This window comes from Streptomyces africanus, from assembly GCF_002150735.1.
Classification (GTDB): Bacteria; Actinomycetota; Actinomycetes; order Streptomycetales; family Streptomycetaceae; genus Streptomyces; species Streptomyces africanus.
Window position 1 is genome coordinate 1 of record NZ_MUKA01000219.1, and the last position, 25,636, is coordinate 25,636.

The 25,636-nt window shown below is 69.2% G+C and carries 25 protein-coding genes and 2 pseudogenes; 10 read left to right on the forward strand and 17 right to left on the reverse strand.

Features of this window, described 5'->3' with window-relative positions:
- Nucleotides 1-231, forward strand: a pseudogene (locus tag CCL05_RS25585) (hypothetical protein); the annotation flags it as partial.
- Nucleotides 232-505: 274 nt separating this feature from the next.
- On the opposite strand, the gene CCL05_RS25590 reads toward CCL05_RS25585, so the two are convergent.
- From CCL05_RS25590 to CCL05_RS25600, 3 genes are all read right to left on the reverse strand, one after another.
- A complete protein-coding gene (locus CCL05_RS25590; protein WP_086562844.1) occupies nucleotides 506-943 on the reverse strand; it encodes a cupin domain-containing protein in 438 nt (145 codons plus the stop codon).
- Between the two features lie 90 nt (nucleotides 944-1,033).
- Entirely contained in the window at nucleotides 1,034-1,405 is a 372-nt protein-coding gene (locus CCL05_RS25595) for a DUF6336 family protein (protein ID WP_086562845.1), read from the reverse strand.
- A 193-nt stretch (nucleotides 1,406-1,598) separates the two neighbouring features.
- Nucleotides 1,599-2,627 carry a DMT family transporter gene (locus tag CCL05_RS25600; protein WP_086562846.1) on the reverse strand — a complete coding sequence of 343 codons (1,029 nt, stop codon included), beginning with the start codon at nucleotides 2,625-2,627 and terminating at the stop codon, nucleotides 1,599-1,601.
- Between the two features lie 147 nt (nucleotides 2,628-2,774).
- Here CCL05_RS25600 and CCL05_RS25605 point away from each other — a divergent pair, with 147 nt between their 5' ends.
- Nucleotides 2,775-3,227, forward strand: a complete 453-nt coding sequence (locus CCL05_RS25605) for an Lrp/AsnC family transcriptional regulator (protein ID WP_086562847.1) — start codon at nucleotides 2,775-2,777, stop codon at nucleotides 3,225-3,227.
- A 73-nt stretch (nucleotides 3,228-3,300) separates the two neighbouring features.
- Here CCL05_RS25605 and CCL05_RS25610 read toward each other — a convergent pair whose 3' ends face one another.
- From CCL05_RS25610 to CCL05_RS25620, 3 genes are all read right to left on the reverse strand, one after another.
- Nucleotides 3,301-5,517, reverse strand: coding sequence for a WD40 repeat domain-containing protein (locus tag CCL05_RS25610; protein WP_143589944.1), 2,217 nt, complete (start codon nucleotides 5,515-5,517; stop codon nucleotides 3,301-3,303).
- 242 nt (nucleotides 5,518-5,759) lie between these two features.
- Nucleotides 5,760-7,718 (reverse strand): ATP-binding protein, encoded by a 1,959-nt coding sequence (locus tag CCL05_RS25615; RefSeq protein WP_086562849.1) that lies wholly within the window; start codon nucleotides 7,716-7,718, stop codon nucleotides 5,760-5,762.
- Entirely contained in the window at nucleotides 7,715-9,097 is a 1,383-nt protein-coding gene (locus CCL05_RS25620) for an esterase/lipase family protein (RefSeq protein ID WP_244204403.1), read from the reverse strand. Before CCL05_RS25620 ends, CCL05_RS25615 begins: the two co-directional genes overlap by 4 nt.
- A 69-nt stretch (nucleotides 9,098-9,166) precedes the next feature.
- On the opposite strand from CCL05_RS25620, the gene CCL05_RS47555 reads away from it, so the two are divergent.
- A complete protein-coding gene (locus tag CCL05_RS47555; protein WP_483025078.1) occupies nucleotides 9,167-9,502 on the forward strand; it encodes a helix-turn-helix domain-containing protein in 336 nt (111 codons plus the stop codon).
- Here the strand turns inward: CCL05_RS47555 and CCL05_RS44565 are convergent.
- Nucleotides 9,426-9,695, reverse strand: a complete 270-nt coding sequence (locus CCL05_RS44565) for a hypothetical protein (RefSeq protein WP_143589945.1) — start codon at nucleotides 9,693-9,695, stop codon at nucleotides 9,426-9,428. The genes CCL05_RS47555 and CCL05_RS44565 overlap by 77 nt on opposite strands.
- Nucleotides 9,696-9,983: 288 nt before the next feature.
- Between CCL05_RS44565 and CCL05_RS47560 the strand changes: the two are divergent.
- From CCL05_RS47560 to CCL05_RS25640, 3 genes and pseudogenes are all read left to right on the forward strand, one after another.
- Nucleotides 9,984-10,112: pseudogene (locus CCL05_RS47560) on the forward strand (hypothetical protein); the annotation flags it as partial.
- Between the two features lie 292 nt (nucleotides 10,113-10,404).
- Nucleotides 10,405-11,358 (forward strand): MerR family transcriptional regulator, encoded by a 954-nt coding sequence (locus CCL05_RS25635; protein ID WP_086562851.1) that lies wholly within the window; start codon nucleotides 10,405-10,407, stop codon nucleotides 11,356-11,358.
- 17 nt (nucleotides 11,359-11,375) lie between these two features.
- On the forward strand, nucleotides 11,376-11,597 hold the full coding sequence (locus CCL05_RS25640; protein WP_086562852.1) for a hypothetical protein: 222 nt from the start codon (nucleotides 11,376-11,378) through the stop codon (nucleotides 11,595-11,597).
- Here the strand turns inward: CCL05_RS25640 and CCL05_RS47565 are convergent.
- Both CCL05_RS47565 and CCL05_RS25645 read right to left on the reverse strand, forming a co-directional pair.
- Complete coding sequence (locus CCL05_RS47565; RefSeq protein WP_107400517.1) at nucleotides 11,509-11,787, reverse strand: DNA/RNA helicase domain-containing protein; 279 nt, start codon at nucleotides 11,785-11,787, stop codon at nucleotides 11,509-11,511. The genes CCL05_RS25640 and CCL05_RS47565 overlap by 89 nt on opposite strands.
- Before the next feature lie 214 nt (nucleotides 11,788-12,001).
- Complete coding sequence (locus tag CCL05_RS25645) at nucleotides 12,002-12,934, reverse strand: helix-turn-helix domain-containing protein (protein WP_086562853.1); 933 nt, start codon at nucleotides 12,932-12,934, stop codon at nucleotides 12,002-12,004.
- Between the two features lie 118 nt (nucleotides 12,935-13,052).
- Between CCL05_RS25645 and CCL05_RS25650 the strand changes: the two genes are divergently transcribed.
- Nucleotides 13,053-13,445 (forward strand): MmcQ/YjbR family DNA-binding protein, encoded by a 393-nt coding sequence (locus CCL05_RS25650; protein ID WP_086562854.1) that lies wholly within the window; start codon nucleotides 13,053-13,055, stop codon nucleotides 13,443-13,445.
- Nucleotides 13,446-13,677: 232 nt separating this feature from the next.
- On the opposite strand, the gene CCL05_RS25655 is transcribed toward CCL05_RS25650, so the two are convergent.
- From CCL05_RS25655 to CCL05_RS25665, 3 genes are all read right to left on the reverse strand, one after another.
- The gene (locus CCL05_RS25655; protein ID WP_244204405.1) at nucleotides 13,678-14,565 is read right to left on the reverse strand and encodes an NlpC/P60 family protein; all 888 of its coding nucleotides are present in this window, start codon (nucleotides 14,563-14,565) and stop codon (nucleotides 13,678-13,680) included.
- 49 nt (nucleotides 14,566-14,614) lie between these two features.
- Entirely contained in the window at nucleotides 14,615-15,739 is a 1,125-nt protein-coding gene (locus tag CCL05_RS25660; RefSeq protein ID WP_086562855.1) for a DUF4185 domain-containing protein, read from the reverse strand.
- A gap of 192 nt (nucleotides 15,740-15,931) precedes the next feature.
- On the reverse strand, nucleotides 15,932-16,360 hold the full coding sequence (locus tag CCL05_RS25665) for a peptidase inhibitor family I36 protein (RefSeq protein WP_158102491.1): 429 nt from the start codon (nucleotides 16,358-16,360) through the stop codon (nucleotides 15,932-15,934).
- 150 nt (nucleotides 16,361-16,510) lie between these two features.
- Here CCL05_RS25665 and CCL05_RS25670 point away from each other — a divergent pair, with 150 nt between their 5' ends.
- Entirely contained in the window at nucleotides 16,511-19,459 is a 2,949-nt protein-coding gene (locus CCL05_RS25670) for an nSTAND1 domain-containing NTPase (RefSeq protein WP_143589946.1), read from the forward strand.
- Between the two features lie 104 nt (nucleotides 19,460-19,563).
- On the opposite strand, the gene CCL05_RS44910 is transcribed toward CCL05_RS25670, so the two are convergent.
- Nucleotides 19,564-19,731: a hypothetical protein gene (locus CCL05_RS44910; RefSeq protein WP_158102492.1), complete on the reverse strand. Its 168-nt coding sequence runs from the start codon at nucleotides 19,729-19,731 to the stop codon at nucleotides 19,564-19,566.
- Between the two features lie 243 nt (nucleotides 19,732-19,974).
- On the opposite strand from CCL05_RS44910, the gene CCL05_RS25675 reads away from it, so the two are divergent.
- Nucleotides 19,975-20,415 carry a VOC family protein gene (locus CCL05_RS25675; protein WP_086562858.1) on the forward strand — a complete coding sequence of 147 codons (441 nt, stop codon included), beginning with the start codon at nucleotides 19,975-19,977 and terminating at the stop codon, nucleotides 20,413-20,415.
- Nucleotides 20,416-20,560: 145 nt separating this feature from the next.
- A complete protein-coding gene (locus CCL05_RS25680) occupies nucleotides 20,561-20,818 on the forward strand; it encodes a hypothetical protein (protein ID WP_086562859.1) in 258 nt (85 codons plus the stop codon).
- A gap of 314 nt (nucleotides 20,819-21,132) precedes the next feature.
- Here the strand turns inward: CCL05_RS25680 and CCL05_RS25685 are convergent, their stop codons facing one another.
- The 4 genes from CCL05_RS25685 to CCL05_RS25705 form a co-directional block, all read right to left on the reverse strand.
- Nucleotides 21,133-21,870, reverse strand: a complete 738-nt coding sequence (locus tag CCL05_RS25685) for an ATP-binding cassette domain-containing protein (protein ID WP_086562860.1) — start codon at nucleotides 21,868-21,870, stop codon at nucleotides 21,133-21,135.
- Nucleotides 21,867-22,391 (reverse strand): hypothetical protein, encoded by a 525-nt coding sequence (locus CCL05_RS25690; protein WP_244204406.1) that lies wholly within the window; start codon nucleotides 22,389-22,391, stop codon nucleotides 21,867-21,869. The genes CCL05_RS25685 and CCL05_RS25690 overlap by 4 nt, the downstream gene beginning before the upstream one ends.
- A gap of 167 nt (nucleotides 22,392-22,558) precedes the next feature.
- Nucleotides 22,559-23,809 (reverse strand): hypothetical protein, encoded by a 1,251-nt coding sequence (locus tag CCL05_RS25695; protein WP_143589947.1) that lies wholly within the window; start codon nucleotides 23,807-23,809, stop codon nucleotides 22,559-22,561.
- 1,411 nt (nucleotides 23,810-25,220) lie between these two features.
- Complete coding sequence (locus tag CCL05_RS25705; protein WP_107400516.1) at nucleotides 25,221-25,631, reverse strand: hypothetical protein; 411 nt, start codon at nucleotides 25,629-25,631, stop codon at nucleotides 25,221-25,223.
- Between the last annotated feature and the right edge of the window lie 5 nt (nucleotides 25,632-25,636).

A 25,636-nucleotide genomic window follows, 5' to 3' on the forward strand; every position in this document is an offset into this window, starting at 1 on the left:
AAGAAGCGCGTGGCGTTGGGGTGTCAGACGGTCTATTCGTCCCAGGCGTTCGGGCCGGACGGCGAGCTCACGGGCGACGACTGGCTCGCCGTCGAGCACCCTGAGCAGGTTGCCGGAGTGCTGTTGATCCCCAATGACCAGTCCTACGACGGACGAACCTGCGAGCAGGACATCAAGGACGGTGGCGGGCCGCATCCTCCGGAACCGGCCGGCAAGGGGGACCAACTGTAAGCCGTTGTTGCGTTGGTGAGCCCGGCGGTGACATATGAGGGTCGTGGCGATGGCGGTGAAGGCGAGGAAGTGTTCCGGCTTGCGCTCGTAGCGTCGGTGCGTTCCGGGTACTCCGGGACCTTGCTCCGACATGCTTCTCGTCGCCGGTGCGCACTGCGTGTGCGTCCAGCTCACCGACACGTTCTTCGGGCCGGGCGGCCCGCTACGAGCTCGCATCCCCGGCGCGTGTGTGGCCCGACGGGCCGCGGTTCACGGCTGCCGGAATCGGCCCTGCTCAGGCGCAGCAGCAGCAGTAGCAGTAACACATCAGCGCGCCGTAACGGCCGACCTCGAAGGAGTACTCCATGCCCGCCGGGATGTACATCCAGTCCCCGGCCGTGAGCTCATGGCCGTTGTAGACGATCGATCCGCCCGCGATGAACCGGATGCCGGCGCCGTCGTTGTGCGCGTGCGGGGACGCCTGGGCACCCGGCTCGGCAACCGTGATGAACAGCTGGGATTCACAGGCCATGTACACCGGAAGCTGCCACTTGCGGAAGCCCGGCGGGACATTGTCGACCTCGAGAATCTTGAGCGCCTTCTCGACCCCCGGGTCCCTCGACGTGACGATGCGGCTCTCGACGTCGAATCCGCTCTCGCGGACCGCGTTCTTGATGCGCTCCACCCCCTGCTCGAACGTGAGCCTGTTGGGATCGAAGGTCTGCTGCGCCATGGAACTCTCCTCCTGTGGGACCGTCCCGTCCGTCGGGTCGGAAGAGTGGATTCCCCGTCTTCTCCGAGCCCTACGGCAGCCGGCGATGTTTCACTGCGAAAGCGGCACGGAAATAACCGTGTGGCGCAAGCGCGGCCCTCGCCCAGACGCCCCAGAACCGCTGCCTGCAGCCCTCTCACCCTGCTTCACGTGACCGCCTGCCGGTCGAGGGTTCCCGCAGCGTCGGATGTCCCCCGCACTGGCCCACCAGAAGCCAGCACCGACGGCAAGCAGGATCGCACCGAAGAGGCCGACAAGACCACCGACGACGGCCAGGAACTCTCGTCGGTCGCTGTGGCCGGTGATACTCAAAGCCGCCACCACGAGCGGCACCACGCTCAGCAGGCCGAAGGTCACGCCGCGCCGCGCAATGTCCGCCGGCCGCAGCCGCGGCAGCATCACGCAGTCTTGGTCCAAAGCCATGGCCGGCACCCTAGCCCGCACGGCCCGAGCAGCCGCAGCGCCCCCTGGCCGTCCCCAAGCTGACAGCCCGCTGGACCCTACGAGCCCTGACGGGGTGTCGGCGACCGACGTGGCCTGGAGTCCGTCGCGTCCGCCCATCACCTACGGCGCCGCCCGCATCCCCGGAGACTGTCGCAGCGACACCCCCTGGGGGCTACCCAGCCCCCTCGATCACTGCACGCGCGGTCGGTACAGCCGCTTCGGGATCGTCCGGCACGGGCCCCGGCTCTGCCGTAGTCCGAGCGGTCGCAGTCCCGGAAGGCTCGCTTCCCCTCGCGCCCGGAGTCGCCGTGGCGTCCTGTCCCCGCTCGATCATGCCCAGCGCCACCCCGACGATGATGATCACGCCGCCCGTCACCTGGGCGAGCCGGATCGACTCCCCGTTGATCACGACGGCGCCGATGACGCCGAAGACCGGTACCAGGTTGAGGATGTTGACCGCGACGCTCGACGCCATCCTGCGCAGGCCGTAGTTGTAGAGCAGGAAGCCGCCGACCGAGCACGCCACGGCCAGGTAGACCAGCAGTGATGAGGCGGTCGCGCCCGGCATCCGCCAGTCGTCGGCCTCCAGCAGGGACGCGAGCAGGAAGCCGCCCGCGCCCGCCAGGGTCTGGTAGTAGGTGACACTCGCGGCGTCCTGGCCGGCGCTCGCGCGCTTGCCGAGCACGTTGTAGCCGGCCCAGGCCAGCCCGCCGAGCAGCAGCAGGATGTCCCCCAGCCAGCGCGAACTGCCGCCGACCTCGGCCCCGTTGCGTACGACGAGGAAGGCGCCGACGGTGGCCAGCAGCACGCCCGTCACACGCGGCAGCGGCATCCGGGTGCGGAAGACGACCAGTTCCACCAGCATCGTCATCAGCGGGTACGTAGCCACGATCAGCGAGGCGTCGGATGCCGTGGACAGGTCGACGCCGACGTTCTCGAGGATGAAGTACACGGTGATGCCGAGGAACCCGCTCAGGTAGAGCTGCCGCCGCTGCCGGGGGTCCGGACGGGCCGGGCGGTGCCTGCTCAGCCGAACCATCACGCCCAGGAGTAACGCCGCGAGGGTGAACCTGATGGCGCCGATACTGAGCGGGCCGACATCCTCCAGCACCTGCTTGGTCACCGCGTACGAACTGCTCCAGAACAGCGCGGCCGCCATGACCGCACACACCGCCCACACCGTGGGTCCTCGATTGCTCATAGCAAGTCGCCCCTCTCTCCTACCCACTGCCGCCCACCGCGCTGTGACCGAACAAATACCGGTCAACTAGGCTGGAGGTTAACAAGATCATCGAAGGTGATGCGAAGAGTCCGAATTACCTTCGGAATCCGGCGGGGTGAGGTAAGCGTGGACGAACTAGATTCGGCGTTGGTGCGGATGCTCCAGGAGGACGGTCGGCGCACCAACCGGGACATGGCCCAGGAACTCGGTATCGCCCCCTCCACGTGTCTGGAGCGCATCCGGTCGCTGCGCAGGAGCGGCATCCTGACGGGCTTTCATGCGGAGGCAGACCTCGCGGCGATCGGCCGCGGGTTGCAGGCGGTGATCGCCGTACGGGTCCGCCCTCCGACACGTGCTGTGATCGAGGCCTTCCAGACCTTCCTGGAGGGGATGCCCGAGGTCATCTCGATCTTCGTCCTCACCGGGAACGACGACTTCCTCGTGCACGTCGCCGTCCGGGACACCGACCATCTGCACGCAGTGGTCCTGGAGAAGCTGGCGAAGCGCCCGGAACTCGCCGACGTCCGGACGTCGGTGGTTTACGGTCACATGCGCAAGAAGGTCATCGGCCCGGCGTGACACCGGCGCGGACCCCGCTCTCGCGGCGGGCCACCGGGCCCGCTTGGCTTTCGCGGGCGCCGTAGCGCTCTTCTCAGCTCTCCAAGGCGATCAGTCCGTCCCTCGACCCGATGACGAGCAAGCTGTCCATGGACACGAGCGCATTGATCGGAGCGCCGACAGGGAGCGCGTGCACAAGCCCGCCCGTCTCAGGCTCCCAGAGGCGAAGCACGCCATCGTGGCCGCCGGTCGCCAGGACCGGCCGGCCTTCGCGCGTGAGGCATCCGGCCACGGCGAGCCGATGGCTGCTGGAGTACAGGGGACGGTCAGGTCCTGATGTGGCGGATCGGGAACCCACGGCCAACACCGCGCGCACCCGGCCTTCGGGGGCGTCTTCCGAGAACGGGTCCACCAGATATGTGGTCTCTTCTCCCGTCACGGCCAGCAGCGGGTAGGCGTCGGGCCAGGTCACCGGGATGACGGTGGTCAAGTAGTGGAGTTTGCGGGACCATTCGAAGATGTGGGCGCCGGTTGTGGGGTCCCAGAGCTTGATGCCTTCGTGGGAGCTGGTGAACAGCATCGTCCGGCCGCCTGGGAGACTGATCGTTCCGGCATTCAGAGGGTTGATGCCCATGCTCACCCGCAGATTGCCAAGGCCTCGTCCCGAAGCCGGATCCCACAGCGAGAGAATCGAGCCGTCCTTGACGACCACCGCGGTGCGCCCGTCGCGCCATGGCACCGTGGCCACGGCCGTCGGATAGTCGATCAGATGGATCCGCCGGAGCGGGTTCCGGCTCCGCATGGTGCGAACGACCCGGTGGGATTCGGGGTCCCACAACCGGATCGGGCGCTTCCCGTCTCCCAGCGCGAGCAGCGTCGGACCGTCGGGCATGGGCACGGCGACTGGCCTGCCGTCAGAGTCCTCGAGTGGCTGAGTCATGGGCAGTCCGCTGGAGGCCTCCCACAGTTGCAGGGTGTTGCGGCTGCTCACGGATGCGAGGAGCGGCCTACTCTGCCGGATGGCGCCCGGCCGGACGGGCATCGAGACCAGCCGGTCCACGGGACCGGCCAGCGGGTCGTCGATGTAGCCGGCTGATTCGGGATCCCAGAGCTGGACGGTGCCGTCCACGCCGCCGCCCGCCACGAAGGCCCGACCGTCGGCGATGTGGATGCTGGTGAGTGCGCGCACGCCGCTGTTGCGGGCGGACATCGGCGCCCCGACGGGCGTGCCGGTCGTGGGGTCCCAGGCCCGCACCGTGCGGTCGCTGCCGACCGTGACCAATGCGGTGCGATTGTGCCTGAGGCGCACGGTGGAGGCCCCCACCACGTCGGCGCCGTTGCCGTGCAGCCACTCCCCGACCTGTGTGGGGCCCTCCGGGTCGAAGAGCCGCACCACACCCCCGCCGCCCGCGGTGGCCAGGGCCTGGCGCCCGTCGCGCAGCGACACCGTGGTCAGGGCCGTGAGGGTGCCGCTGTACCCGGTGCCGAATCTCCACACCAGCTCGCCGGTGGCGATGTCCCACGCCCAGAGGTGGCCGTACTCGAAATCGGTGGAGCCGTCGATCGAATCCAGGACCCGGGAAGTGCCCCCGGCGACGAGCAGCACCCGCCCGTCGGGCAGGGTCACCGGCGCCAGGACCCCGTCGAGACTCTCCGAACCTTTGCTGATCGCCTGGGCCACTGTGAGCGACTCGGGCCCGATGAGTTCCGGACCGACAGGTTCACCGGTGAACGGGTCCCACAATCGGACGTTGTGGGTGTCACAGACCGCGATGAGCGAGCGGCCGTCGGGCAGCCTCACCGCCTTCCAGGCAGGGGCAAACAATGGGCGTTTCCCGGACGCGGCGCCGGTGCCGAGGACCGATGCGCCGACCGTCGACCGGGCGACCGGGTCCCACAGGTGGACGGTCCGGTCGGTCCCGGCGGCCAGCAGGATCTCTCCGCCGGGCCTCGCGACGGTCTCGAGGGTGTGGACAGGGCGGTCGTACGCCAGTTCCTCGACAGGAGGCATGGCGGCGTCCAGCACCGATTCCGAGTCCCACAGCCGCACCCTTCCGTCGTGTGTCCCGACGGCGAGAAGCTGCCGCCCGTCCGGCAGCGAAAACGCGCGCAGCGCTTCCACCGGGCTCGCACGGTCGGTCAGGATCGCAGGGAGAAGGTCGCGGTGCAGCCTGGTCCACCGCACGGACCAGGTGGCATCGCCACGCAGGATTCCGGCCGCGGGTGCAGCGCCGACGAAGCGGGCGGTGGTGAGGGCGCGGACGGTTTCCCGGTCCTCGGGGGCCACCGATGCGAGCAGGTCGCGGGCCACGAGCGTGGCGGTGACGGGGTCCGGAAGGCTGGTGCGTCCGTAACCGAGGCGCAGTGCCTCCGCCGCGACGGCTCGGGGGTCCAGGTGATCGAGGACGTGCGGGGCGTCGGCGAGTTCCTGCCAGGCGCCGGCTTCGGCGACATGTCCGGCGAGATGGTGTGCGATGTACGGGTTGGGGTTCTCCGTCGCGGAGGCCATGAGACTTTGGGCGATCCTGCGGTGGCGTTCCGAGAGGGGTCGTGTCATCTCGCCTGCCCTTGCGGCGGGTTGAGGAAGTGTTCCTGGAACGTGCGGTGTGCGAGCCGGTAGACGCTCTGCTCGTGTTCGGAGTCGAGCATGACGTACGGGGCGGCAGCCTCGAGGAGCTGGTCGATGTCGAGGTCGGTGACCGGAACGCCGTCGGAGAGTGCCCCGGCGGCGATGGCCCAGATGCGGTCGGCACGGGGCAGGCCACGTCCGCGGGCGAGGGCGAGTGCCTCCAGCAGCGGTTCGGCGGCCGCGGAGCGGCGGGCGAGGCGGTCGACCGCCGCGGCGAAGAGCGCGCGGTGGTCGCGCCGGAGCAGCTCGTGGAGCGCGTCGTTGCCTTCGGGCGTCATGAGGTGCGGGTTGGCGACGATCTCGTGGACGGCGAGCCGGGCGTACAGGAAATGCCGGTCGTACGCCTGGATCTGGCGAGCCGCAGCGTCGACGGATGCCGGGTCGGCGGCGGGCAGGGCGTGGGTGAGTCTCAGTCGCACGTACTCTCCGAGCGCGTCGGGGTCGCGCGGCACGACAACGAGGTGTGCCGCCCCCAACGCATCGACGAGGTTCCGGTCGTCGGTCTGCGGCTGGTCGGGGCCTTCCTTCGTCGAGGCGCGGGTGCCGACCACCACGCGCACATAGGGCAGCTTGGCCACCCGGCTCAGGAGTGATCCGGCGATGTCGAGGGGCTCTTGGGCCTCGTCGAGTGCGTCGACGAGAAGCGTGAACGGCTCCGCCCTCTTGCCGAGCCGGTCCAGGAGCCACTCGACGTCCTGTGCCGTGGACCCGGTCTCGGGCCGCTCTCCCAGCTCCGCAGCCTGTGCGAGCCGGCCGACGAGTTCGCTCATCGATGCGCCGGTCAGATGGATCACGGCGTCGAAGACGCGGTCCGGCGGGCGCTCGTCGTCCGGCAGTTCGCGGAAGTGGCCGCTTCTGACGAGCAGTTCGCGCAGGCCGGGGTGGGCGTGGACCAGTACGTTGCCGAGCAGCGCGGACTTACCGGCGCCGGCTCGCCCGGTGACGACGAGCATGCCGGTCGACTCGGCGCGCAGCCAGTGGGCGATGTCGGCGCGCTCCCGGTCGCGGCCGACGAAGTACCAGGCCAGTTCGCCCTGTTCGGCGCCTTGTGCCTTGGGGATGAAGTGGCTGCGTTCGTCGGGGGTGAGGTCGGCGAGGAACGCCTGGAGTTCGGCGTAGACGTCCAGGGGTGTGGTGATGCCGTGCGGCAGAAGACGCGGCCGAGGCAGCGGGGGTGCCAGATGGAGGTCGAAGGCGTCGGCGTGGATGCTGCCGACCTGCATCCTGTCGTGCAGGCGCAGCATCAGGTCGGCAAGGCGGATCGTCTCGTCGTTGTCGGTGTACGAGGCGAGCGCTCCGGAGAGCGCGTCGGCGAACTCTCCCAGATGGCCGGCTCCGTAACCCCCGACGCCGACGATCGCCAGGCGCCGCGGCTTGTCCCCGCTGAGCAGACGTACGGCGACCAGATCGGCGAACCGCTCCGCCCCGCACGCCTCGATGACCACGATCGTCCAGGCGTACGGATCGGCGATCCGGCGCGACCATTCGGCGTCGATGAAGGCGGCGAGGGACTCGGGCAGCAGGCCGCGTGTACGCATCGAACCGGGTGTCTCGTGTACGGCGAGCCAGGCGCCGTCGGGTGCTGCTTCGCCGTGGCCGGCCCAGTACAGGACCGAACTCCTCGGCGTGGGCGGGCCGGCCCACTGCTCCAGTCGTTCCTCCACCGCGGACCGGTTGCGTGCGGTGTCCGGCAGCAGCCAGGGGTCGGCCCGGCCGCCCAGCTCGGCGAGCAACTCCGCGACGCGGGCGGCGGCTTCGTCGGCATCCAGGGGCGCGTGGTGGCGGTAGCGGCCGATCGGGAGGCATACGACCGGGAAGCCGGTCGAGACCCGGACGTCGTCGTTCCAGGACGTTGCGTCGTACACCGTGGTGCGCTCGGTCATGCGTCTGCCAGATCCTCCGCTCGGACGGCCAGGACGAGCTGAGTGACTGGCGAGAACCCTCCCACTTTGGCCGCGAGCCGGTACAGGCCTGGAGCGGGCACGGCGATCTGCGCACTCAGCGTGTTGTCGCGCGGCAGAAGCCGGGGGCGGAGCAGCACTTGAGTTGTCTGCGCGCTGGTCACCTGCAGGGATACGGCCGCGGGATCAGTCTGCAGATCGATGGCGACGTCGAAGGGCTTCCCGGCCGCGACCACGTCGGGCGCCTCGAGGGCGATGGCGGCGGCGCCGAGAGGCGGGCCGAGCCGGCGTTCCGTCAGGATCGCGCGTACATGTGCGAGCGTCTCTGCGGTCCCGGATATCGCGCCGTGAGTCTGCGGGAGGTGGACCGGCTCCGCGCCGCCGAGCCAGGCCGAGTCCCGGTAGACGGTGCCGTCGCCGCGACGGTCGACACGGTCCAGCGTGCCGTCGTCGCCATCCTCACATACGTGGTACTGGCCCTCGGCGATGCCGTCGCGGAAGGTGAGGGATTGCGCCGTGCGCTGCTCGACGCCGACGAGGGGTCTTGTGTACGGGCCGGCCGTCGCCGCGAGGAGACGTTCGCGCGCGGCGAGGGCCGATATGGCGAGTTCGCCGTCCGCGCCGATACCGACGATGTCGCCCGCGGTCAGCCGTCGCGCGGACGCGCCCTCGTCCACACAACGGTAGCTGGGCAGCAGGTCGTACAGGCCGGGCAACGTCGTCGCCAGGGCACGCAGCCGTCGGCGCGGCAACGGAAGAGGTGCTCCGCGCCCGGTGCTGAGGATCTGAACCGCCTTGACCGACCCGTGGTACGGCGTACCGAGCGTGATCACCGTGCGCACCTCCGCTCCCGCGCCGAGCACATGCGTGAAGTACCGCGCGACGAGTCCTCCCATGGAGTGCGCGACCAGCACCAGCCGCGCCTGCCGACTTCCGCTGGGATGCGCACGCCAGGCGTTCAGGTGCTTCTCGGCCGCGACCGCGAGCCGCTTCGCATGGAGTTCGACCGGCAGCCGCCAGTCGTAGGGGAACTCCGCCACGGCATCCGCGTGCGCCATCACCCGCCGGATCCCAGCGACCAACGGCGTATAGGGCTCGAAGCCACGCAGCACGGGCGCGAAGGCAGGGAATCGCAGGAGGCGTGTCGCCACGATGCGTCCCGTTCGCCCCTGCCGCTCCTCGTCGGTGACGCGCAGGCCGACCAGCGACGTCCCTGTCGTCCACGCGCGGGCGTACCACCGCGCGTCTCCCAGGCCCCACAACACACGGCCCGACTCGGCCTCCACCAACTCGCTGCCCATGATGCCGGGCAGCACCATCACGGCATCCCGGCTGGCTTCGGACGTTCCGGTCAGCCCCATGCGTCCTCCCCCGTGGAGTTGGACAACACACGTTAGCGAAGGTCCACTTGGAAGTATGCCGATCTGCGGCTGCGGGCGCTTCTGCGCGGAGGGGAAGTCGAACCAGCAGGTGGCCGCCGGAACGAGCAGGTGGCCGCCGAACTCGGCATCTGGCCACAGACGGTGGGCCAATGGCGTCGCCGTTTCCTGGAATCCCGTCTGGACGGGTGGGTGACGAGCCGCGCCCCCGGCGCGCCCCGGAAGACCTCCGACGAGCAGGTGGAGGCGGTCGCCACGGCATCACCACCCTCCTCGCCGCATATCTTGATCGAGTTCCCGGCGCGGGACGCTAGGCCGTCGGGGTCATGGCGCCGAACGGTTCATAAGCAAGAACGTCCGAGTGAGTCGAGTCGGACCATTCCTTGATGACGATGACCTCGATCGGATTTCCGTCCTGGTCGCGGCCGATTCCGAGTGTGGCGCGGACCAGACCCGGCGTTTGTTCGCCGCGCAGCCGGGCTGTCTGCTGTTTCACCAGCGCTTGGACGCCCCCGTCGTCCGTGACGGGGAGCCGCCGTGTTGTCCACTTCTCGGCGACCGTGTCGACGTGCGCAACCACAGCGACAATCTCGGTCAGCGACCGGTCCCGCTCCACATCGGGGACCCGGCGGTCGATCGCGGATTAGACCGTCGGACCAGGGCATCACCTCCAGTGCGCCGCGAGCCGCTTTGTCCGCCTCGGCCGCCGTGGGCAACCGCCACCAGCTGTCAATTCGGGCCTTGGCATCGTCATGGTGAGTGGCAACGTGTGTTGGCCGCATCGCTCGGGTCTGGGACTGCTGATCGGTCATGCTGCCACTCTGGGTGTTGAACATTTGTTGAAGGCAAGGTCTCGCGCTTCTACGAGCGGTATGGCGTGATCGAGGCGGACCGAACCAGCATGAACCACCGGGTTTTTGATCAGTCGGCGGCGTGTCGGATCAAGGTGGCCAAGTTGGCCCAGGGTGTCGGCTTGACCGTTCGCGTTATTAGCTAATTTCGGGCGATGAACACTGGGGCCCTTCAGGACTGGAGGTGCCCTAAGGAGCATCGTCGGCCGCAGAGTTACGGTCAGGGCTGCGTGACCGTGGTCTTCTTCGGCGGCCAGGTACGGCCTTGGTCTTGTCGAGGTGCCGGTACATCGTGGACGGGTACGCCGAACATGGCGGCCACGGTCTCCTGGACCTCTTTTCCGGTCGCCTTCTGGATCCGTGCCCAGGCGGCCCAGCGCCGTTCACTTTGGAATGCCCGGTTGAGTCTCCCGTCGGGGGAGACACCAAGCTGGGGGCATGGACAGCGACACGCTCTATTCCATCGGAGAACTATCCCGCCGGACCGGTCTGACGGTAAAGACCATCCGGTACTACTCCGACCAGGGCATCGTCCCGCCGACCGACCGCAGCCCGGCGGGCTACCGGCTTTACGGCGCCGACGCACTCGCACGCCTGGAGCTGGCCCGCACGCTGCGCGATCTCGGGCTCGACCTGGCGACCGTGCGCAAGGTGCTGGACCGGGAGGCATCCATACCGGAAGTGGCCGAAGCACACGCCGACGCCCTGGACGTACAGATCCAGACCCTCCGCCTGCGCCGGGCAGTACTACGAGCAGTTGCCAGACGCGGCCCCACCACCACCATGGAGATGGACCTCATGCATCGACTCGCCACGCTGTCCCAGTCCGAACAACGCCGGCTCATAACCGACTTCATGGACGACGCCTTCAGAGGCTTTGACGCCAACCCCGAGTTCGTGACTCTGATGCGGTCCGCACTGCCCGAGCTCCCCGACGATCCCACGCCTGAACAGGTCAGGGCCTGGGTGGAACTCGCCGAACTCTGCCAGAACCCAGACTTCCGTACCGCGGTACAGCGCATAGCTGAGGAGCAGGCGAAAGAGCCTTCCCAGCAAGACGTCAGTGGCCTGCACGACGGTCTCGATCAAGCGATGCGTGAACGCATCGACGAAGCCGTATCCGCCGGCATCCTCCCCGCCTCCGCCAAAGCCGCACCCCCTGTCGAATCACTGGGCAGTCTCTACGGCCACGCGTTCGACCGCGCCGGCGACGGGGATCTGCGCCGCTGGCTCGTCGCCCGCCTACAGATGACCGTCGACCCGCACGCCAAGCGCTATTGGCAGCTCCTGGCGACGATCAATGGATGGCCTGCATCACCCACACTCGCTCCCGTTTACACGTGGTTCACCACCGTTCTTCGCGGTGCTTCCGCCGCGGCAGTGGCATCTTGAGCACCGGAGGGCAGCACATGAAGTACGACGTCTTACAGGTTCTCGGTGTGGCTCTCCTCGTCCTTGGGGTGCAGGGAGCGATCCGCCAGCTCGTCGACCACAGCAACGCCGGCCTACTCGGCTGGCTGCCAGGCGGATTCGCGGCCAGCATCACCGCCTACCTCGTCGCCGTCGCCATCGGCGCGGTTGCTGCGGGCTGGGCGCGCGGCCGAGCGAAGGCAGTCGGGCGCAGGAGCTGACGGGGCGACGGGAGGGCACGCGCGTTCGCATCAGGGCCGTAGGACGAGTCCATCGGCTCCCTGCAGCGGCTGCTGTGGGGTGTGTTGTTGTCAGTTGCCGGTCCCGGGTGGAGTGGCCGTCTGTCCAGGTGAGGTCGGGGCCGATGATGACGTCGGCGTGGTGGTATTCGAGGCCTTGGACGCTGTAGATGCAGCCGAGACCTCCACATGATCGCCAACGCCGACTTCCTGATCGGCGGCGGTGTGGACGGCGGACGCATCACCGCCACCGGCACTCCCGAGCAGATCGCCGGCAGCCGCGACAGCGTCACCGGCCGCTACCTGCGAGAGGCGCTAGACCCCCCGGTCCGAACGGCCGGCGGAGGAGCTGGACGGGCGCCACCGCGCGGGCCGCCGCGCTCCGCTCAAGGTGTGCTCGTGGTCTCTCCGGCAGCGAACGCGGCTGGAGAGAGACCGGTGTGTCCACGGAAGAAGCGGCTGAAGTTGGCGGGATCGGTGAAACCGAGATGGGCGGCCACCGCCCGGGCGGTCCACCGGGCACCGCCCAGCAGGCGCCGGGCTTCGAGCAGCCGCCGCTCGTCGATGAGCTCACGCGCTCCCTTGCCGGTGGCGTCCCTGGCGGCACGGCTGAGGGTGCGGACCGAGCAGCCGAGCAACTCTGCGTAGTCCGCGACCTGGTGGAGCTCGCGGAAGTGCAGCTCCAGGGCATCCACGAACCGTGCGTATGTGTCGCCACGGCCCGCGCCGGCCGTCGTGCCCGCAGGTGTGATGTCCGGGGAGTTGGCGAGGCGCAGCAGAAGCGATTCGAGCAGGCTGCGCCGCAGGGCGTGGTGGACATCGAGTGGGCGGCGACCAAGTGCACGGTGTTCGTCCAAGAGCTGGAGCCCGGTCTGCCGGAGCCAGGCGCCGTCATCGGGGTCTGGAGTCAGCACAGCGGGGGCCGTGTGCGCCAAGAGCGGGGCCAACAGGCGGGCGATGTCAGGACTCAGCACGTCCGGCTCGAAGAGGACGAACGCGCCACGTGCGTCGCCGGGCGGATGCCAGCACTGCGTGTGTCCGGGCCGCACCCACAGCCACTGGCCGGGGGAGACGGTCCGCGTGACGTGGTCAACGTCGTGCCGCAACTCACCCTCGGTGACGGCGATGAGGTAGTGGAAGCTGGCACGGCCCGGACGAGGTGGATTCCATGGCCAGTCGTCGTGCTGGGCGAAGAAGTCCTCGACGGTACTCACTTCAAGCCCGAACGGAGTTCCGACCGGGGGCTGAAAACCATAGAGCGGGACTGCGGACGACCCGGACTGCCCGTCCTGCCTGAGGTGTCGCTTGTCGACCACCATGTGTCCGCAGCCTACCACCCGTTTTGTCGGCTCTGGGCTGAGGATGGGTCGTGCCGCGCGACCGCGCGGTGCGTCCTTCGATGCGCAGTCCGTCACCACTTGAGGAAGACAACACGCCATGAATGGACCGACCCTGCACCAGACCGCGGCCGCCTGCGCGCAGGACCTTCCCGGAGCCCAGCTGGAGGACCCCTTCGGCCCCGACTGGGAGGTCTTCAAGGTGCGAGGCAAGGTATTCATGCTGATGACCGAGGTTCCGGGGCGTCCCGTCGTGATCCTCAAGGCAGACCCCAGCGAGGCCCACGCTCTGCAAGAGCAGAACAGCCACATCACCCCCGGCTATCACATGAACAAGAAGCACTGGATCACGCTGGAAGGCGGGGAAGGCATCGACAAGACGCTCGTCAGGGAACTCGTCACCGACTCCTACCGGCTCGTCGTCGCCAACCTTCCCAGGGCCGAGCAGCCCGTCGACCCGCATACCTACGCCGGCAGCAAGGCGGCCCGGTGAGCCAGGCCGTCGTCGGTGCTGGAGATCGTCGATGTATTGGCACCTGTCGTCCCACCTTGCCCGGGCCGGCAGGGAGGCCCCTTCCCAGACCTGGTCGACAACCTGCGCGAGAGTTGGGCTGCACATCGAGCGGCCGGAACGGATCGTCGACGACGCGTCGGATCCGGCATCCGGGACGCACTGTGTGCCCCGTCGGAGGGCGGGGCACACATCGATTCGAGGCCGAGGGGTGTCAGTTCCCGTACTGCAGCGGGCGGTAGGCCTTGAACTCGCTGTCCGCCGCCAGCCCGTAGGTCACCGAGCGGTGGCTGGTGCCGTGCACGCCGCGCTGTTCGTATGCTGTGTAGGAGCGGTGGGCGGCGTCGTTCCACCTCTCGAAGATGACGACGTGCCGGGTGTTGCTGTCGCCGATGGCGTCGATGACGAGGTCACCGGGCTGCAGCTCGTTCATGGCGATGGGGCGGGTGTGCCTGCGGTCCGCCAGTCCCTGAGTGTTGGTTCCGGGTGCGGGCAGGCCCAGCGCCATGGAGGCGTAGCCGGAGCAGTCCTGCCGGTAGCCGTCCCGCCAGTACTTGTCCTGGGCGTAGGGCACCGGGCGTCCGTTGTTCGCCGTGAGCCAGGTTGCGGCGCGCTGTAGGGTCCGCTGCCGCGAGGCGGGCTGGGGGTCGGGTTGCCCCGCCTGCACGGGGACGCCCGGCAGCCGGTCCTCGGGGATGTCCACCGCGACGACGGTGAGGAACCCGGTGGCGGGCTGGGTGATGTGGGCCATGAAGGTGGAGCAGGCACTGCCCTCGCAGACCCGGCGACCGGTGTCGACCTGGTAGTCGGCCGTGATCCGGTCCTGACCGGCGGTGGTCCGGTTGATCATGCCCACGGCGGGTGAGTCGATGTCGGGCGTGGCGTGGACGACCCAGCGTGTCCCCCAGGTGGGGAAGGACGCGGCGGCCTGCATGCCCGTGGCGCCGATGTGCGTCGGTGCCGCCACCGCGGCGTGGCCGGGCACCGCGACACTGCCCGCGGCGAGGCAGGTCAGGGCGAGCACCGGCAGCAGCCGACGCAGGGCGGCGGACCGCACTGCGGAACGCTGGGAGGTGAGGTGGGCGAAGGCGGACATGGACATGATGATTGTTTCCTTCCGTGTGGGTGAGTGTTCCTGACGGGGCGGCAGATCAGGCGGTGAGCCCGCGGACGCGGAACTGCATGACGCGGTAGGGCCATCCCGCCTGGGTGTTCCACTGACTGACCGACAGGTGCAGGTCGTCGAGCGTCGACCCGGGGATCACGTAGCCGCCGTACAACTGCGCCACGTGGGTGTCGTCCTCGTTGCCCCAGGACGTGCCCCACAGCAGCGTGCGGCGGTGGGCGGCGCGCAGGTCCGCCGTGGGGTGATCCGCGACGAGGCCCTCGATGCGGTAGTCGCCCTGGTTGAACCAGGTCAGGACCCACCGGCCGTCGAGCAGCCGCAGGCACAGCTCGCCGAAGGTGCCGTCCAGTACGGGCGAGGGCGGGTTGCCCCATGCCCAGTGGCTGTCGGGGCCCCGTCCCCACGGCTCGAAGGCGCCGGGCTCGGTCAGCCTGTCGGGGCGGACCCGGTGCAGGATGACCGGCTTGTTCCGCTGGAACCCGGTGGACAGGACGTAGACGTGGCCGTCGTCGCCGAGGGCCCAGGTGAGCAGCTGAAACAGGCCGCCGTGCAGGTCCGGGGGGAACACGGCACCGGTGGGGACCCAGGATGCGCCCGAGTCGTCCGACCGCCAGATCTCCGTGCGCACCACGTTGCCGAGCCCTTTGTTCACCATGGTGTGCAGGTACATGCTGTCGCCGAGGGTGATCACGTCGGACGGCAGCACGGTGGAGTACTCGGGGTTGTCGTGGTCGTACGGCCACAGCTGCCGGGCGTGCCGTCCACCTACCGCACCGGTCCAGACGACCGGGCGGCCCGGACCGTCGAAGCGCCCGTAGAGCGCCACGGGCGAGCGCCACCACCCGCCGCCGACCCTGGCCTCCTCGAAGGTGTCGCCGAAGACGAACAGGAGCCGGCCGTCGGGCGTCCGCGCCGGCACGCCGAGGTCGGTGGCCTCCATGCGGAACCGAGTGGTGAGCTGCGGGCCAGTGAGGTCGGCGACCTTGGAGACGCGGAGGGCGTCCGCCGCCGCGTGGGCAGGGGTGCGCAGCAGGGGACTCCCCAGGGCCGCTGCGGTGGCCGCTCGGAGGAAACCGGCCCGGCTGAGATGGACCGGGCGGATGGGGGCCCGGGGTGGACGTGTGGCGCCATCCGGTGTGTTGTCGTGCATGAACGCTCCTTGTGGAGGAACCGGGGGAGAGGGGCCGGGTGTCCGCCCCCACGGACTCCGTGGGGACGGACATCGAGTGCCGCGGGCGGCGGCGTGCGCGGACCGCGTCCGCGGCGTCGGGTTGTCCCGACGCGGGTGCATGGGTCCGGGACGCGGTCACGGACCCATGCACCCGTGTGATGCGCTCTTGCTTCAGCAGACCGGCTTGATCCGGTCCACCCGGCGGCCGAAGTCGTAATTCGAGTTGAAGTCGCCCGGGTTGACAGGACGCGTGGTGGCCGGGTCCGGCGGCGGCGAGTCCTGGAAGCAGCCACCGACCGAGGCGACGAACGAAGCGACCTTGTCGGCGAGCCCGTGGCTGCCGAGGAAGACATTGCCCTGGTCGGGGCTCCAGTCGTAGCGCTTGCCCTGGAAGTGGGCCTCCGACCACATGCAGATCCTGCCGGCGGGGCAGTGCGGCAGGGCGGCGGCCTTCGCGGTGCCCGTGGCCGAACCCACCGTCGCCGCCCGGGGCCGGGCCTCCGACGTCTCCGCGTGCGTGGGGCCGGCCGTGGCCAGGGCGGCGGTTGCCAGGGCGACCGAGGCCAGCATCGTCCCGATCGCGCGCTTCCGCTTCTTCATGCGATTCCTCTTTTCCGTTCGTTGTCCGGTCCTGATTGCGGGACCTGATGCACCGTTTGTAGCCGCTAATCTGTTGTTCAGGTCCGGCGGGCCGACGGTGAACAAACGGATGCCGAACAATCCGATCGGCATTGCGGAAAGGGGCGGTGCGTGCCACGGGGAGAGATTCCTCTGGACCCGGACGGCGGTCCTCTGTTCGAATTCGCGGCCCGATTGCGGAAGCTGCGGGAACAGGCCGGCCGTCCCACCTACCGGGACCTCGCACAGAGGGCGCACTACGGCATCGCGACGCTGTCCTCAGCCGCGGCGGGACGTCAACTCCCCAGCCTGGCCGTCACCCTCGCCTACGTTCGCGCCTGCGGGGGAGACGAGCGGGAATGGAAGGTGATCTGGCAGCGGACGGCCGACGCGTGCGTCGGTGCGGACGCGTCGGCCGATGCCGACACGGAGAATCGGAACAGGGGCGGCACCAAGCCTCCCTATGCCGGCCTGTTCGCATTCGGGGAGGCCGATGCCGGATTCTTCTTCGGTCGCGAGAAACTCACCGGCGCGCTCGTCGAACACCTGAAGGAAAAACGGCTTCTCGTGTTGTTCGGGGCGTCCGGGTCCGGTAAGTCGTCCGTACTGCGCGCCGGTGTGATCCCCGCCTTTCCCGATGGGTCGGCCCTGGTTTTCACGCCCGGCGCGCACCCGCTGGAGGAATGCGGCTCGCGGCTGGCGGCCCGTGCCGGCACCGCTCCCGGCCCGGTGCACGCCAAACTCGCGGCCGAACCGGGCACCTTCCACCGGATGGTGCGGCAGATCCTCGCCGCGCGGCAGGACACAGGCCCCGCACCCGAGGAACTACTCGTGGTCGTCGACCAGTTCGAGGAACTGTTCACCCTCTGCCGCGACGTAAAGGAGCGGGAGCGGTTCGTCGCCGCCCTCGTGCACGCCGCGCAGGCGCCCGACAGCCGCACACGCGTCGCCATCGCCGTACGGTCCGACTTCTACACGCACTGCACGCGGCTGCCCGGTCTCGCCGAGACCCTGCCCCATGCCCACCACTCCGTCGGCCCGATGACCGCCGAGGAGCTGAGGGCCGCGATCGTCCAGCCCGCCGCCCGCTGCCGGCTCACCGTCGAGAGTGCTCTGCTGACCGCCCTCACGGCCGATGCCCACGGCCGGCCCGGGGCGCTGCCCCTGCTGTCGCACGCTCTGCTGGAGACCTGGAAGCGGCGGCGGGGCAACGCGCTCACGCTGGCCGGCTACCGCGCTGCGGGCGGCTTCGAGGGCGCGCTCACCCAGACCGCCGAGGAGTTGCACGACGCCTTGGACGGCTGCAGGCAGGAGGCCGCGCGGCGGCTGTTCGTGCGGCTCGTCGCGCTGGGCGAGGGCACCGAGGACACCAAGCGCCGCGTGCCGCGCCAGGAACTCGACAGCGGCCCGGACACCGATTTCGTCCTCGAACAAGCGACCAGGGCGAGGCTGCTGACCGCCGACGGCGACCATGTGGAGATCGCCCACGAGGCGCTGATCCGGTGCTGGCCCCGGCTCGCCAGGTGGCTGGAGGAGGACCGCGGCCAGGAGCGCCTGCACCGCGAGCTCACCGCGGCCACGACGCTCTGGGAGTCCATGGACCACGACCCGGACACCCTCTACCGCGGGGCGCGCCTCGCCGCCGCGAGGGAACTCCCGCCGCAGGTGCTGACCGCCCGGGAACGCGCCTTCCTCGATGCCGGCGAATCGGCGGCGCAGCAGGCGCAACAGCGGGACCGCCACCGCCTGCGCCGCTTGCGCAGACTGTCCGGGGCCCTGGTCGTCCTGCTGCTCTGTGCGGTGACCGCCGCCGGTTTCGCCGTACGGGCACAGGACACCGTCACACGGCAGCGTAACGAGGCCGTGGCCCTGCAGGCCGCTGCCGAGTCCGTGCGGCTCAGCCAGCACAGTCCGTCCCTGGCGGTGCAGATCGCCCTGGCCGCCTATCGCCAGTCCCCGCAGGAGCGCACCCGGGACGCCCTGCTCAGCACGCTGTCCGTCGCGTCGATGGGCTCCCAGGCGCTCGGATCCCGACCGGCCGGGCAGGCACCCGCCGAGCACACCCCGGCCGGGCACGCACCGGCCGTGACCGCCGACGGTCGCACCCTGGCCATGGCCGACGGCTCGCGGATCGTCCTGTGGGACATGAGCAACCCGCGACTGCCCCGCCGGCTCGGCACCCTCGACGCGGACGGAGTCGGCCTCAACGCGATCGAGTTCACCGGGGACGGTGACACGCTGGCCGGGACGGGCGTCGACCGCGTGCTCCGACTATGGGACGTTTCCGACCCGCGGAATCCGGCCCTGCTGTCGAAACGGCCCACCGGCCACTCCGGCCCCCTCTACTCGATCGCCCTTCGCCGCGACGGCCGCATGGCCGCCACAAGCAGTTTTGACGACACCATCCGCCTGTGGGACATCACCGACCCGGCCCGCCCCCGGATGCTGGGCACGCTCACCGGGCACGAGGGAAACGTCAAGCCCGTGGCCTTCAGCCCCGACGGGAGGACCCTGGCCTCAGGCTCCGACGACCGCGACGTCCGCATCTGGGACGTGACCGACCCGCACCACGCCGTCCCCGTCGCCGTCCTCGAAGGCCATCGGCATTTCGTGGACGCCCTCGCCTACAGCCGGGACGGCCGTACGCTGCTGAGCGGGAGTGACGACCGCACGGCGAAGCTGTGGGACGTCAGCGCTCTTCCCCGGCACCGGGAACTGGGTGAGCTGGCGAGACACGCCGATATCGTCACCGGCGTGGCCTTCGCCCCGCACGGCCGCACGGCGGTGACCGTCGGCGTGGACGGCGCGGTGAACGTGTGGGACGTGACCGACCGCGCGCACCCCGCACACCTGGCCCACCTCACCAACCCCCGCGGGACGGTGAAGGAGGTGCGTCCTCTCGCGGCGAACGGCACCTTCCTCACCGTGACAGCCCACTACAGCGTCCAGATCTGGTACACCGACCTGGACCGGGCGCTCGCCGACGCCTGCGACCGCATCCGGACCACCATCGGCCGCGACCAGTGGGCCCGCCACTTCCCCCGCCTCGACTACGCCCCGCCCTGCCCGCGCCGCACGTGAGGCGGGCGCGGCGATCCCGCTGCCGACGAGTGTCCCGGCCGCCCGGCCGCGCTTGTAGAAGGCTTAGGGGTCCTGACAGAGGCATTGGACGTGGCGGTGGGTGATCAGGCAGGTGGCGAGGCCGAGGAAGGCTTCGTGACCCGCTTTGCCGGGGGGAGCGCCATCGCCTCACGCTGAAACCCCTTGCGGATAGCCGCGTCACTGGTCTCGATCACCTCGAAGATCTCGCGGTAGGCATCCCGCCTGTAATCGAGAAGGCGCTCCAGGTCCACCGGCTTCAGCGAGCCCTCCGGCTCACTGCGTTTGTGTCGAAGATGATCAAATAAGCCTCCCTGCGCGTACGGACGCAGTGTCTCAGCGGCGCCCGGCTCGCGGGTTGGCTGTAACGGTGCTCAGGCGCGATCCAGATTTTTTCGGAGTCCGGCAGCCTGAGGATGTCGAGAACGTGCCAGCGGCTCCGTCCCAGGGACATCAGCGGCCACCACCGGCCGTACGAGGTAGAAGGAGAAACCAGCATGGCGATTCAGCGGATGGACAACGTCGGCATCGTCGTCGAGGACATGGATGCCGCCATCGCGTTCTTCGTGGAACTCGGTATGGAGCTGGAGGGCAGGGCGGAGGTCGAGGGCCTCTTCGCCGACCAGTGCACCGGAATCGACGGCGTCCGCTGCGACATCGCGATGCTCCGGACCCCGGACGGCCACAGCCGGCTTGAGCTGGCGAAGTACCGCAGCCCCGCGGCGATCAGCGCCGGGCCGCGTAACCGGCCGCACAACATTGTGGGCACGCACCGCGTCATGTTCGCCGTCGACGACATCGAGGACACCGTTGCCCGCCTGCGCCCTCACGGCGCTGAACTTGTCGGCGAGATCGCCCGATTCGAGGACAGCTACCTGCTCTGCTACGTGCGCGGCCCGGAGGGCATCATCGTCGGACTGGCCCAGCAACTGCGCTGAGAAGGAGAAACCGAACCGTGCAGCCGAACGAGATCATCAAGGTTCTGCACCGCCGATCAGCCACGAGTTGCTGGCCCGTGACGTGACGGCGGGGCGGGCGTGTGGCGGTGCTGAACCCGCCTGCGGTGTCCCGGAGGTGTGTGGTGTGGCCGAGGCTCTTGGCGATTGCGGCGGCCTCGGCGGCGAGGATGAGCAGGCCTCACTGTGCGGCACCGGCCTTCCCTGCCTCACCGAGAGCAGGGTCTTCGGCAGCGTTGAGGGCGAGGGTGGGGGCCTGGTCAAGCCATCCGGCCTGGCGTGCGGGCACTGCTTGTTGGCGGACGGCTTCAGCGATGGCGAGTGGTGGGCCTGCGGCGTGGGCGAGCTGGCGGGCGCGGCCGGCGGCCATCCATCCGAGGTCTGAGGCGTTGAGCTTGAATGAGGACGCGCGTGGCCGGGAGGCAGCTGTGCGCCAGCACGGGGTAGTGCTCGGTACCGGTGGCCTGGTGGCCTGCGCGCAGAAGGCGGGACAGTCGTGTGGCGGAACTGCCGTCGTTGGAGGCGTTGAGGGGGCGGCGGCGGTGACCGCCAGGCTCGCGAGCAGTTTCCTTCGATTCACCGCGTCGTCACCGTCCTCACTCCCTGGACGTCCCACGGTAGGTGCGGGAAGCAGCGGGTACAGGCCGGTTGAAACACAGCCTGGGACCCGACCTCACGCTGGGAGGCGCACTTCGCTGCTTACGGCATGCCCGATCGCCGCAGCCGTGGCCTCGTGCGCTGGTTTTGGCGAAGCACTGTCGTGTAGCCCCCCGCTGCTGTCAGTTGTCCGACGGTGCCGTGGAAGGCAACGCGCCCCCGGCTGAGGACGGTTGCGGTGGAGCATGCTTCGGTGATGTCCTCAAGCAGATGGGTTGTGAGCACGACACAGGCAGCCTGCCCCATGTCGCGCAGCAGGGCATGGAATTCACCTCTTCGTTCGAGGTCGAGGCCTGCCGTGGGTTCGTCCAGGAGGAGCAGTTCGGGATCGTTGACGATGGCCTGAGCGATACCGACCCGCTGCTTCATCCCGCCGGAGAGGGTTCGCAGTCTGCGGTCGATTCGATCGGCGAGACCAACCTGGTCGGCGGCTTCCTCCACCGCGGCGGGGATGGTGGTGCCCGGCATCTCCTTCAGCCATGCGGCATAGGAGAGGAACTCTCGCACGGTGAAGCTGCGGTAGACGCCGAAGTGCTGCGGCAGGTAACCGAGCCGGCGGCGGATCTCCAGGCGCTGGGATGGGATGGTGGGGTCGCGGCCCAGCAAGGTGAGGGTGCCCTCGCTGGGGGCGGCCGCGGTGGCGAGGGTGCGGATCAGAGTGGACTTGCCTGCGCCGTTGGAGCCGAGTACGCCGTGGACACCTGGGCCGAGGTCGAGATCCACGCCATCCACGGCGAGGGCGCGGCGCAGGCGTACGGACAGGTTCACAGTGCGGATCATCGGCGTCCTCCTGCGCGGTCGAAGGCATGGCGGCGCTTTGCCAGAAGGTGAACGAGCACGGCCGCGCCGATGGCCCACCACATCTGTGCCGAGCCCCCGATCAGCTCCCTGAGCACCTCGGGCAGCAAATCTTCCAAGCCCTTGTGCCGGTTGCCGCGTTTCTTGTCGATTACCTCGGTGAAAGCACCCACGATCACCATCCAGCCGGTCGTGGTCACCAGCGCGGCTGGCCAGCCGCCGATGTAGGAGCTGGCCAGCAGGGTGAACAGCGTGAGGGTCAGTGCCGGCAGGAGCCACGTGGCGGCGCCGGGTGCCCAGCGGTTGTCGGGTAGCAGCTGGGCCATCGCGGTGAGCAGGGGAAGGCAGATCAGGAGGATTTGCCCATTGCGGATCAGTAGGATCCGCAGGCCGCCGGCCGGGGTGGTGCGGGTGACTTCGGCGAACGGGTCGGCGCGACCGCCGTAGCTGCTGGCCACGCACAGCAGGGGCAGTACCGGGGCGACCGCCAGCAGCATCGGCAACGCGGTCTCCGAGTGCCCGGCGTGAGCGAGCCACACCCCCACGGCACATACGGCGATAACGGCCAGCAGCCATGGCAACCGCGGCCCTCGTGCCGCCCGAAGCGACGGTGCGGACGTCAGCCGGCGCAGGGCCATGGTGGGCCAGAAGGCGGGGCGTGCAGCTGCCATCACTGTGCTGCCTCGGGTCGGTGGGAGCGCGGGAGCGGGGGCAGTTCTGGGCAACGCGATCCGCTGAAGTAAGCGTTGAGCCACGCGACGCGCTCATGACGGGGCAGGGCGTCAAGCCTGGCTGTCCTGGCCGGGGTGTAGGGGGAGTACCACCACGACGTCACCAGACGCAGTTCCGGAGGCACCAGCCAGGTATAGGCCTCACGGACGATTTCCCAGTCGCACCTGTCCCGGCCCGCGTCCGTGATGATCTCGTCGGCGAGCTCGCCTTCCAGGAGCGGGTCCGGCCGGTCGGTGTCTTGCTCGACCGCCACAGCGGCGGACCATGGCTGCTCACGCTGCCAGTGCTGCGAAGAGGTGACACTCACTGGCTCGGTTGTGGTGATCACATAGTGGGTGGGTGCGCCACGCACTCCATCGAGCCGCTGAGCCACCTGCCACACTCGCTCAAGCAGTTGGTCATCACCCCAGGCGACGTCCGCGCCGACACAGATCCGCGGTTCACTGCCGAAACAGGCAAGCTTCACCGGGGAAGCGGCCATGCGCTGGTCACCGTCAAGGGTTGCAGACGCAGCCAGCCAGAGCTTGATCGGGATGACCAGCATCAGCACCAGCGCCGCCGGGATCCAACGACGCGCGCTCAGCAGCACCGCTGCTGCCGCCAGGGCGAGGAAGACGGCCGTGACCAGCCAGGGGAGCCATTCAGGGATGGGGGCGCCGTAGAGAGCGTCAAGACCCGGGACGCCGGAGCCCGTGTATGTCTGCCGAGCGAAACCGTTGGTCAAACCCAGCGGTTCGCCCAACCCTCCGGCACACAGCAAGAGAACCGCCATACCAATGAGCGGGGCCGCAGCGCGCAGCGGAGCCAGGCGGCCCAGGGCATAGCCCACACAGGCCACAGCCACCAACGCCCCCGCATTCGAAGCCAGGGCGTCAAGGGGAAACCCGCCACGGTTCGAGCGCCAGATCCTCGCCGCGGAGGTCAGGGACGCCACCGCATAGCCGGCCAGCGGCCACAGCACCGCCGGCGCCATACCGTCCATGATTCGTGGAAGCGCACGTCGGGCAGCGGTGTCAGCGAGCCACCCCGTCCCGGCACGCGCATCCATTCCACCGAGCCAACAGGCGAAGGCGGTGGCCAGGGGCAGACCGAAGCCGAAGGTGGTCTCCCCGAGCCCGTTGCCGAAGTCCAACCACGTGCCGTCCTGACTATGAGCGCGAGGAAGGATCAGCAGGGCGAGAGCCAGCACCACCGCTCCCGACGCCCCCACCCCGTGCCGCATCCTGGGCTGCAGCACAAGTCCGTATCCGCCACCTTCGCGACGTTGCCTCCGCCCTCGCATCATGCCGAGGAAGGCCCCCACCGTCGTCACCGTGCTCCTCATGTGCTATCGCCGAAGGTAATCCTTCTATCACCGCACGTGACAGCGCGTGCTCCTATCTGCAACGCCTTCACAACAGGATCGAATCTGATCGCACGCACCCGCTTCGCGCGATGGCGTCCCTCTTGCTCCGAGCGTCGCGATCACGTCGGGTAAGCCTCGGACCATAAGATCGGGGGCCGTTGCTGCGTGAGGGGACTGGATGGTGGAGACTTCCTCGGCTTCAGGCGATGTGCTGGAGCCGATCAGGCAGCATCTGCGAGACCCTTCCTATGACGTCGACGTGAGTCCGGGCTGGCGCCAGTTGGTGCTGGAGTGCCATCAGGCGGTCGTCGCGGAGTTCCCGGGATACGAACTCCTGGCCGTGAAGCAGAAGTGGGGGGCTCTGGCCTTCCGGGCGTTCCCGCGGCCCTGGAAGCCTGGGGGTAACTGGACAGATGCGGAGCACTCGCGCCTCCATGCCGTCACTGATGCGTTCGCTGACCGCAGCGAGGACATCTGTGAGCGTTGCGGTGCCGATGGCTCACTGCGTGAGAGCCGACGGGTTCACCTCGTGCTGTGTGATCGGTGCGAGACGCTCGTTCCAGTGCACGGTCGTCTCTGACCGGTGCTGGTTGCCTGCCACCGCGGGCGTGGCGAGATGAGCCGCCTGAGATACCGCGCGCCTGAGACGCCCGTACAGGTCGCATAACGCCATCCAGCGCGTTCGCGTCCGGCAGCTGCCCTGCGCCGGCCATGATCTCCGGGAACGCGTGGGCCGGTTCGGTGCCGCTCCTGGAGCGCAGGTTGGGTTCCGCCGCCCAGTCGGGCCGCAGATCGGGGTCGGACATAGGGGAGTCAGCACCTGCCCGTGGGACACGCCGCCCGGCGGACCAGTCAGGCGGCGTAGTGGAGCACCGCGGTGCGGCCCACGGTCGCGTGCACGGAACGGGTGGTGCGGACGGGTTCGACACAACGGCGTTTTGCCCAGGCCGTCTCGTCGGCGCTGGGCTGGACACCGTGAGCCGAACAGCCCGGCCGCGGCGAACGAGGAACGGGCGCGCAGCTTCGAGAGGGACAGACGGTCATACGGCGCGACGTGCACCGCCCCGGACGCCAGTAGCGTGCCGCCGTGCCGTGGTCGGCGGATCCGAGGCCACCAGGCAGGTTCGGCTGGCACCTGGTGCTGAATCTGGCGATAGGTGTGCAGGTCAGCGGCCGCAGAAGCGGGAAGCATGTGTCGGAATCTATCGGCCGCACCGTTCGCCGACGTTGTGTTCCGACACGCGTTGCCGACGCTTCAGCCGCGGCGCCACCGCTCGATGCGCTTCTCCCAGGCCCGATCGTCCGTGGTCTCCAGGAAGCCGCGGTGGTTGATGAGCAGGTACACCTCGTCGGCCGACGCACTGGTGGTGTTGAGGATGAGGGGTTGGCCGGCGTTCAGCAGGCCGCCGAGGAAACGGCCGTAGAGGTGGGTGAAGCGGGTTTCCGCCGCGGTGATGTCCGCGCGGGTGAGGGTGAGATCGCCGTTGTCGGACCAGCCGGTGAGGACGAGCCGGTCGGGGTGCAGGATGATCCGGCCGCGGCGCTGGAAGAGAGTCCTTTGGCTGATGCCGGCGGCGATCTTCGCCGCTGCTCGCTTCTCGCTCAACTCGTGGGCGGTGGCGCCGATGTAGTCGGCCTCGGCGAGCGGTGTGTCGCTTTCGTTCACGGGGA